This is a genomic window from Pseudomonas sp. NPDC088429, assembly GCF_044753305.1.
Lineage (GTDB): Bacteria > Pseudomonadota > Gammaproteobacteria > Pseudomonadales > Pseudomonadaceae > Aquipseudomonas > Aquipseudomonas rustica.
This window is the reverse complement of sequence record NZ_JBIVMX010000099.1, coordinates 1-7,091: the sequence shown is the minus strand read 5'-3', so window position 1 is coordinate 7,091 and position 7,091 is coordinate 1. Positions and strand designations below refer to the sequence as shown.

The following is a 7,091-nucleotide window of genomic DNA, read 5'->3' as shown; positions in this document are numbered from 1 at the left end:
ATTTCGAAGCTGTCTTCTTTCGACATGCAGTAAAGCCCTCGGTATCCAATGAATGGCCCGGTGCAACTGCGCCAGGCAAAAGCGGCGTGCATTGTGCCCGAAAAATGGGGTTTACGCCAAGGGGTTTAGGGCTTTGGTTTAGTTGAGGATGACCCAACGCTGATTAATCAGCAGTTCGATGGGGCGATATTGGGTTTTGTAGTTCATCTTTTTGCAGTTCTTGATCCAGTAACCAAGGTAAACCGCCTCCAGCCCCAGGCGCTGGCTCTCGCTGATCTGCCAGAGGATGCCGAAGCGGCCCAAGCTGCGGCGCTCTTCTGCCGGTTCGTAAAAGGTGTACACCGCCGACAAGCCATTAGGCAGCAAATCGGTCACCGCGACGGCGAGCAACCGTCCGTCGAGACGAAACTCATAAAAACGCGAGAAGGGCAGATCGCGCACCAGAAACGTCGAGAATTGATCACGGCTCGGCGGGTACATGTCGCCGTCAGCGTGGCGTTGTTCGATGTAGCGCTGATATAGATCGAAATATTCTTCGCTGAATTGCGGTTTGACTGGGCGCACCTGCAAATCGGCGTTGCGCTTGAAAATGCGTTTCTGCTGACGATTGGGGGTGAACTGCGCGACGGGGATGCGCGCAGGCACGCACGCATTGCAGTTCTGGCAATGCGGGCGGTACAGATGATCGCCGCTGCGACGAAAGCCCATTTCCGACAGGTCTGCGTAGACATGCACATCCATGGGCTGACTCGGGTCGAGAAACAGGGTGGTAGCCTGCTCCTCAGGCAGATAACTGCAAGAGTGAGGTTGAGTGGCATAGAACTTCAGACGCGCCAACTCGGTCATGATCAACCCTCGGGATAAGCTGGTGAATTAAGTGTAAGCCACGCGCGCAAAAGTCGCTCAGCAAACCCAAGTGGCGCGACTGGGTTGATCCAGGTGTCGGGCCAGATAGTCAGCAAATTCCTGACGGGGAATCGAGCGGGCGCCAAGGCTGTGCAGATGATCGGTCGGCATCTGGCAGTCAATCAGCACGAACCCCGAATCTTGCAGATGGCGCACCAGCGTGGCGAAACCGTACTTGGAGGCGTTGTCGGCGCGGCTGAACATCGACTCGCCAAAGAACAGTTGACCCATCGCCAGCCCATACAGGCCGCCGACCAGTTCGCCCTGATCCCAAACCTCCACCGAATGCGCGAAGCCGCGTCGATGCAATTCAACGTAGGCGTCCTGCATCGCTTCGGTGATCCACGTGCCATCGGCGTAATCGCGGGGTGCGGCGCAGGCGCGAATGACCGCGTCGAAGTCTTTATCGAAGGTGACTTGATAGCGTTCCTTGCGCAGGAGTTTGCCCAAGCTGCGCGAGACGTGCAGTTCGTCGGGAAACATCACCGTGCGCGGATCCGGCGACCACCAGAGAATCGGCTGGCCTTCAGAAAACCACGGAAAGCAGCCATGACGATACGCCTGAATCAAACGATCGGCGGACAGATCACCACCGGCGGCGAGCAGTCCGTTGGGTTCGCGCATGGCCTTTTCCAATGGCGGAAAAGTCAGGGAGTTGCGTTGTAACCAAGTCAGCATGGCATCCAGGCTTGCAGAAGGGGAGGGCGGGGCGGGCTGTTCGGCCCGCGATAAAGTGTGCCGTTAAATGACAGGAATGTCGTCCAGAGACTGCTCGCTCATGCAGCCGAATGGACGCGGCTGCAACTTGGCGTCGAGGCTGTGGTCGTAAACGATCGCTATGGCAGCCCGTGTGGCGTGTTGATGCAAGCGTTCCATCAGCGCCGTGCCGGAGTTGAGGATGATCAGGCGTGAATGCTTCGCTGCGTTCATCAAATACACCTCATAAGCCTTTGTCACAAAAGGTAATGCATGCTCAAATTGGCCCGCGGGTTTTGTGTGCTTGACTATGCTTTACCCTGGGGTTTGAAGCATGGCATCGCACGTACAAACCCGTACAATGCCGGGCTGTTACAGAATATTCGCGTTGTGCCGTGTTTTTAAAAGCCACGGCGCAGTGTTAAAAGTAGTCTCAGTTGCGCTCGTTCACTTTGTTACCTGCCTGGATTGGGCAGTTTTTTATCGTCATTCAATAGATGGACGCGCCATTGGCGCAGGAAAAGTAGCGTTTTGAAGAAATCCACCGCAGCACCCAAAACAGTCGTTCCGCTCTGGCGCCAACAGTTGCACTACCGGCTCAAGGAAGGTGCATTGATCGCCATCGGCGCTTTGTGCCTGTTCCTGATGATGGCCTTGCTCACCTATGGCAAGGACGATCCGGGCTGGAGCCACAACAGCAAAATCGACGACGTACAGAATTTCGGCGGCCCGGCGGGCTCCTACAGCGCTGACATCCTGTTCATGGTGCTGGGTTACTTCGCCTACATCTTCCCGTTGCTGCTGGCGATCAAGGCTTATCAGATCTTCCGTCAACGCCACGAACCGTGGCAGTGGAGCGGCTGGCTGTTCTCCTGGCGCCTGATCGGTCTGGTGTTTCTGGTGCTGTCCGGCGCTGCGCTGGCGCATCTGCATTTCCATGCCGCGTCGGGTCTGCCGGCCGGTGCCGGTGGTGCGTTGGGCGAAAGCCTCGGCAATCTGGCGAAGAACGCGCTGAACATTCAGGGCAGCACGTTGTTGTTCATCGCGTTGTTCCTGTTTGGTCTGACGGTGTTCACCGACCTGTCGTGGTTCAAGGTGATGGACATCACCGGCAAGATCACCCTCGACCTGTTTGAACTGTTCCAGGGCGCGCTCAATCGCTGGTGGTCGGCGCGTACTGAGCGCAAGCAACTGGTCGCGCAACTGCGTGAGGTCGATGATCGCGTGCACGACGTGGTCGCGCCGACAGTGACCGACAAGCGCGAGCAGGCCAAAGTCAAAGAACGCCTGATCGAACGTGAGCAAGCGCTGAGCAAGCACATGTCCGATCGCGAGAAACAGGTTCCGCCAGTCATCGCTCCGGCCCCGGCCAAAGCGCCTGAGCCAAGCAAGCGCGTGCAGAAAGAGAAACAGGTGCCGTTGTTCGTCGACAGCGCCGTGGAAGGCACCTTGCCGCCGATCTCGATCCTCGATCCGGCGGAAAAGAAACAACTCAATTACTCGCCGGAATCCCTGGCAGCGGTCGGCCATTTGCTGGAGATCAAGCTCAAGGAATTCGGTGTTGAAGTGACCGTCGACTCGATCCACCCGGGTCCAGTGATTACCCGTTACGAAATTCAGCCTGCCGCCGGCGTCAAAGTCAGCCGCATCGCCAACCTCGCCAAAGACCTTGCGCGTTCGCTGGCCGTGACCAGTGTGCGGGTGGTCGAGGTGATTCCGGGCAAGACCACGGTCGGTATCGAGATCCCGAACGAAGACCGGCAGATCGTGCGTTTCTCCGAAGTGCTGTCGACGCCTGAGTACGACAACTTCAAATCGCCGGTCACTCTGGCGCTGGGCCATGACATCGGCGGCAAGCCGGTCATCACTGACCTGGCGAAGATGCCGCACTTGCTGGTGGCCGGTACGACCGGTTCCGGTAAGTCGGTGGGCGTGAACGCGATGATTCTGTCGATCCTGTTCAAGTCTGGCCCGGAAGACGCCAAGCTGATCATGATCGACCCGAAGATGTTGGAGTTGTCGATCTACGAAGGCATTCCGCACCTGCTGTGCCCGGTCGTGACCGACATGAAGGACGCTGCCAACGCCCTGCGCTGGAGCGTTGCCGAGATGGAACGCCGCTACAAGCTGATGGCGAAGATGGGCGTGCGTAACCTGTCCGGCTTCAACGCCAAGGTCAAGGAAGCGCAGGACGCCGGCGAGCCGTTGAGCGATCCGCTGTACAAGCGCGAAAGCATTCACGACGAAGCACCGCTGTTGCAGAAGCTGCCGACCATCGTCGTGGTCGTCGACGAATTCGCCGACATGATGATGATCGTCGGCAAGAAGGTTGAAGAACTGATCGCCCGTATCGCGCAGAAGGCGCGTGCGGCCGGTATTCACTTGATCCTCGCGACTCAGCGGCCGTCGGTGGACGTGATCACCGGTTTGATCAAAGCGAACATTCCGACACGCATGGCGTTCCAGGTGTCGAGCAAGATCGACTCCCGGACGATCATCGATCAGGGCGGCGCCGAACAATTGCTTGGCCACGGTGACATGCTCTACATGCCGCCGGGCACCAGCCTGCCGATCCGGGTTCACGGCGCTTTCGTCTCCGACGAAGAAGTTCACCGTGTGGTGGAAGCGTGGAAACTGCGCGGCGCTCCTGAATACAACGACGACATCCTCAACGGTGTCGAAGAGGCGGGCAGCGGCTTTGAAGGCAGCAGCGGTGGCGGCGATGGCGATGATCCGGAAGCTGACGCGCTGTACGACGAAGCGGTGCAATTTGTCCTCGAAAGCCGTCGCGCCTCGATTTCCGCTGTGCAGCGCAAGCTGAAGATCGGCTACAACCGCGCCGCCCGGATGATCGAAGCCATGGAAATGGCCGGGGTCGTCACCTCAATGAACACCAACGGTTCGCGTGAAGTCTTGGCCCCGGGCCCGGTTCGCGACTGAAGCCAGAAGCAAGAGGCGGGACAATGATGTTCCGCCGCTCTCCCAACAAGTATTCAAGAGGACTCCCATGCGTCTTATCCGCATGCTGTTGCCAGTACTGGCGTTGACCACCCTCACGGCTCACGCCGATGACAAGGACGTGGCGCGTCTGACCCAATTGCTGGAAACATCGAAAACCCTGACCGCCAACTTCTCGCAGCTGACCCTCGACGGCGGCGGCACGCAGTTGCAGGAAACCACCGGCAATATGACCCTGCAGCGCCCGGGCCTGTTCTACTGGCACACCAACGCGCCGGCCGAGCAGACCATGGTTTCCGACGGCAAGAAAGTCACCCTGTGGGATCCGGATCTGGAACAGGCGACCATCAAGAAACTCGACGAGCGTCTGACCCAGACCCCGGCGCTGCTGTTGTCCGGCGACGTGTCGAAGATCAGCCAGAGCTTCGACATCACCGCGAAAGAAGCGGGCGGCGTGATCGACTTTACGCTGAAGCCGAAAACCAAAGACACCCTGTTCGACAACCTGCGCCTGTCGTTCCGCAACGGTTTGCTTAATGACATGCAACTGATCGACAGCGTCGGCCAACGCACCAACATCCTGTTCACCGGGGTGAAGGCCAACGAGCCAGTACCGGCCTCCAAGTTCAAGTTCGACATCCCCAAGGGTGCGGACGTGATCCAGGAATAAAATGCGAAATCCTTTGTAGGAGTGAGCCTGCTCGCGATAGCGGTGGGTCAGACAATGCATCTTTGACTGACAAATCTAATCGCGAGCAGGCTCACTCCTACAAAATCAAAAGCATGATCGGCAACCGATTCAAATAGAGGTTTCAACGCTACGTGATGGATCTGTTTCGCAGTGCACCGATTGCCCAGCCACTGGCCGCGCGTTTGCGGGCGACCAATCTGGATGAGTACGTCGGTCAGGAGCACGTGCTCGCTCGCGGCAAGCCTCTGCGTGAGGCGCTGGAGCAGGGAGCCCTGCATTCGATGATTTTCTGGGGTCCGCCGGGCGTGGGTAAAACCACCTTGGCGCGGTTGCTCGCGGAAGTCTCGGACGCGCACTTCGAAACGGTTTCGGCGGTACTCGCCGGGGTCAAAGAGATTCGTCAGGCGGTTGAAATCGCCAAGCAGCAGGCCGGTCAGTACGGCAAGCGCACAATTCTGTTCGTCGATGAAGTGCACCGTTTCAACAAGTCGCAGCAGGACGCATTCCTGCCGTACGTCGAAGACGGCACGCTGATCTTCATCGGCGCTACCACCGAAAACCCTTCGTTCGAACTCAATAACGCCTTGTTGTCGCGGGCCCGCGTCTACGTGCTGAAAAGCCTCGACGAAGCGGCGCTGCGCAAACTGGTGCACCGCGCGCTCACCGAAGAGCGCGGCCTGGGCAAGCGCAACCTGACCCTCAGCGATGAAGGTTTCCAGATGCTGCTGTCCGCCGCCGATGGCGATGGCCGGCGTTTGCTTAATCTGCTGGAAAACGCCTCCGACCTGGCCGACGACAACAGCGAGATGGGCATTGATCTGCTGCAGAGTCTGCTCGGCGATACGCGTCGGCGCTTCGACAAGGGTGGCGAAGCGTTCTACGACCAGATCTCGGCGCTGCACAAATCGGTACGCGGTTCCAACCCCGACGGCGCGCTGTACTGGTTCGCGCGGATGATCGACGGCGGTTGCGATCCGCTGTACCTGGCCCGGCGCGTGGTGCGCATGGCTAGCGAAGACATCGGCAATGCCGACCCGCGCGCGCTGAGCCTGTGCCTCGCCGCGTGGGAAGTGCAGGAGCGCCTCGGCAGTCCTGAAGGCGAGTTGGCCGTGGCGCAAGCTATCACCTATCTGGCCTGCGCGCCAAAGAGCAACGCGGTGTACATGGGTTTCAAAACTGCCCTGCGCGCCGCCGCCGAACACGGTTCGCTGGAAGTGCCGCTGCACTTGCGCAACGCGCCGACCAAATTGATGAAGCAGTTGGGCTACGGCGACGAATACCGTTACGCCCACGATGAACCGGACGCTTATGCGGCTGGCGAAGATTATTTCCCGGACGAGCTCGACCCGATCCCGTTCTACCAACCGGTGCCGCGTGGCCTGGAGTTGAAGATCGGCGAGAAGCTCAACCACCTCGCCCAACTCGATCGTTTAAGTCCTCGGCAGCGGAGAAAATAGTGCTTCCATTGATCATTGCGGTGTCTGCCGGCGGCGTTGCTGGCACTTTGTTGCGCTTCGCCACCGGCAATTGGATCAACGCCAATTGGCCGCGGCACTTCTATACCGCGACGCTGGCCGTTAATATCGTGGGCTGCCTGCTGATCGGCGTGTTGTATGGCCTGTTTTTGATACGCCCGGAAGTGCCGATCGAGGTGCGTGCCGGGTTGATGGTCGGCTTCCTCGGGGGCCTGACGACTTTTTCATCCTTTTCACTGGATACGGTGCGCCTGCTGGAAAGCGGGCAAGTGCCGCTGGCCCTGGGCTATGCGGCACTCTGCGTATTCGGCGGGCTGCTCGCGACGTGGGCGGGCCTGTCTTGGACCATACTTTGATAAGGAGAA

At 59.0% G+C, this 7,091-nt stretch carries 7 protein-coding genes; 4 read left to right on the top strand and 3 right to left on the bottom strand.

All coding sequences use genetic code 11. The annotated features are described in order from the left end of the window. Positions 1 to 138: 138 nt before the first annotated feature. From ACIP66_RS27020 to ACIP66_RS27010, 3 genes are all read right to left on the bottom strand, one after another. Positions 139 to 846, bottom strand: a complete 708-nt coding sequence (locus tag ACIP66_RS27020; protein ID WP_053121598.1) for an arginyltransferase — start codon at positions 844 to 846, stop codon at positions 139 to 141. A 57-nt stretch (positions 847 to 903) separates the two neighbouring features. Beyond that, positions 904 to 1,584: a leucyl/phenylalanyl-tRNA--protein transferase gene (gene aat / locus ACIP66_RS27015; protein WP_053121596.1), complete on the bottom strand. Its 681-nt coding sequence runs from the start codon at positions 1,582 to 1,584 to the stop codon at positions 904 to 906. Positions 1,585 to 1,647: 63 nt separating this feature from the next. Beyond that, positions 1,648 to 1,836, bottom strand: coding sequence for a hypothetical protein (locus ACIP66_RS27010; RefSeq protein ID WP_400652208.1), 189 nt, complete (start codon positions 1,834 to 1,836; stop codon positions 1,648 to 1,650). A gap of 297 nt (positions 1,837 to 2,133) precedes the next feature. Here ACIP66_RS27010 and ACIP66_RS27005 point away from each other — a divergent pair, with 297 nt between their 5' ends. The 4 genes from ACIP66_RS27005 (at position 2,134) to crcB (ending at position 7,082) form a co-directional block, all read left to right on the top strand. Next, complete coding sequence (locus ACIP66_RS27005; protein ID WP_053121593.1) at positions 2,134 to 4,542, top strand: DNA translocase FtsK; 2,409 nt, start codon at positions 2,134 to 2,136, stop codon at positions 4,540 to 4,542. A gap of 67 nt (positions 4,543 to 4,609) precedes the next feature. Continuing rightward, positions 4,610 to 5,230 carry an outer membrane lipoprotein chaperone LolA gene (lolA, locus tag ACIP66_RS27000; RefSeq protein WP_053121592.1) on the top strand — a complete coding sequence of 207 codons (621 nt, stop codon included), beginning with the start codon at positions 4,610 to 4,612 and terminating at the stop codon, positions 5,228 to 5,230. Positions 5,231 to 5,385: 155 nt separating this feature from the next. Further along, positions 5,386 to 6,708 carry a replication-associated recombination protein A gene (locus ACIP66_RS26995; protein ID WP_053121590.1) on the top strand — a complete coding sequence of 441 codons (1,323 nt, stop codon included), beginning with the start codon at positions 5,386 to 5,388 and terminating at the stop codon, positions 6,706 to 6,708. After that, complete coding sequence (gene crcB / locus ACIP66_RS26990; RefSeq protein ID WP_400652204.1) at positions 6,708 to 7,082, top strand: fluoride efflux transporter CrcB; 375 nt, start codon at positions 6,708 to 6,710, stop codon at positions 7,080 to 7,082. Before ACIP66_RS26995 ends, crcB begins: the two co-directional genes overlap by 1 nt. Positions 7,083 to 7,091: the final 9 nt, after the last annotated feature.

Bases quoted from the DNA above. Each gene is read 5' to 3' on its own strand.
- aat (WP_053121596.1), bottom strand. From the start codon at position 1,584: ATGCTGACTTGGTTACAACGCAACTCCCTGACTTTTCCGCCATTGGAA.
- lolA (WP_053121592.1), top strand. From the start codon at position 4,610: ATGCGTCTTATCCGCATGCTGTTGCCAGTACTGGCGTTGACCACCCTC.
- ACIP66_RS27010 (WP_400652208.1), bottom strand. From the start codon at position 1,836: ATGAACGCAGCGAAGCATTCACGCCTGATCATCCTCAACTCCGGCACG.
- ACIP66_RS27020 (WP_053121598.1), bottom strand. From the start codon at position 846: ATGACCGAGTTGGCGCGTCTGAAGTTCTATGCCACTCAACCTCACTCT.
- ACIP66_RS26995 (WP_053121590.1), top strand. From the start codon at position 5,386: ATGGATCTGTTTCGCAGTGCACCGATTGCCCAGCCACTGGCCGCGCGT.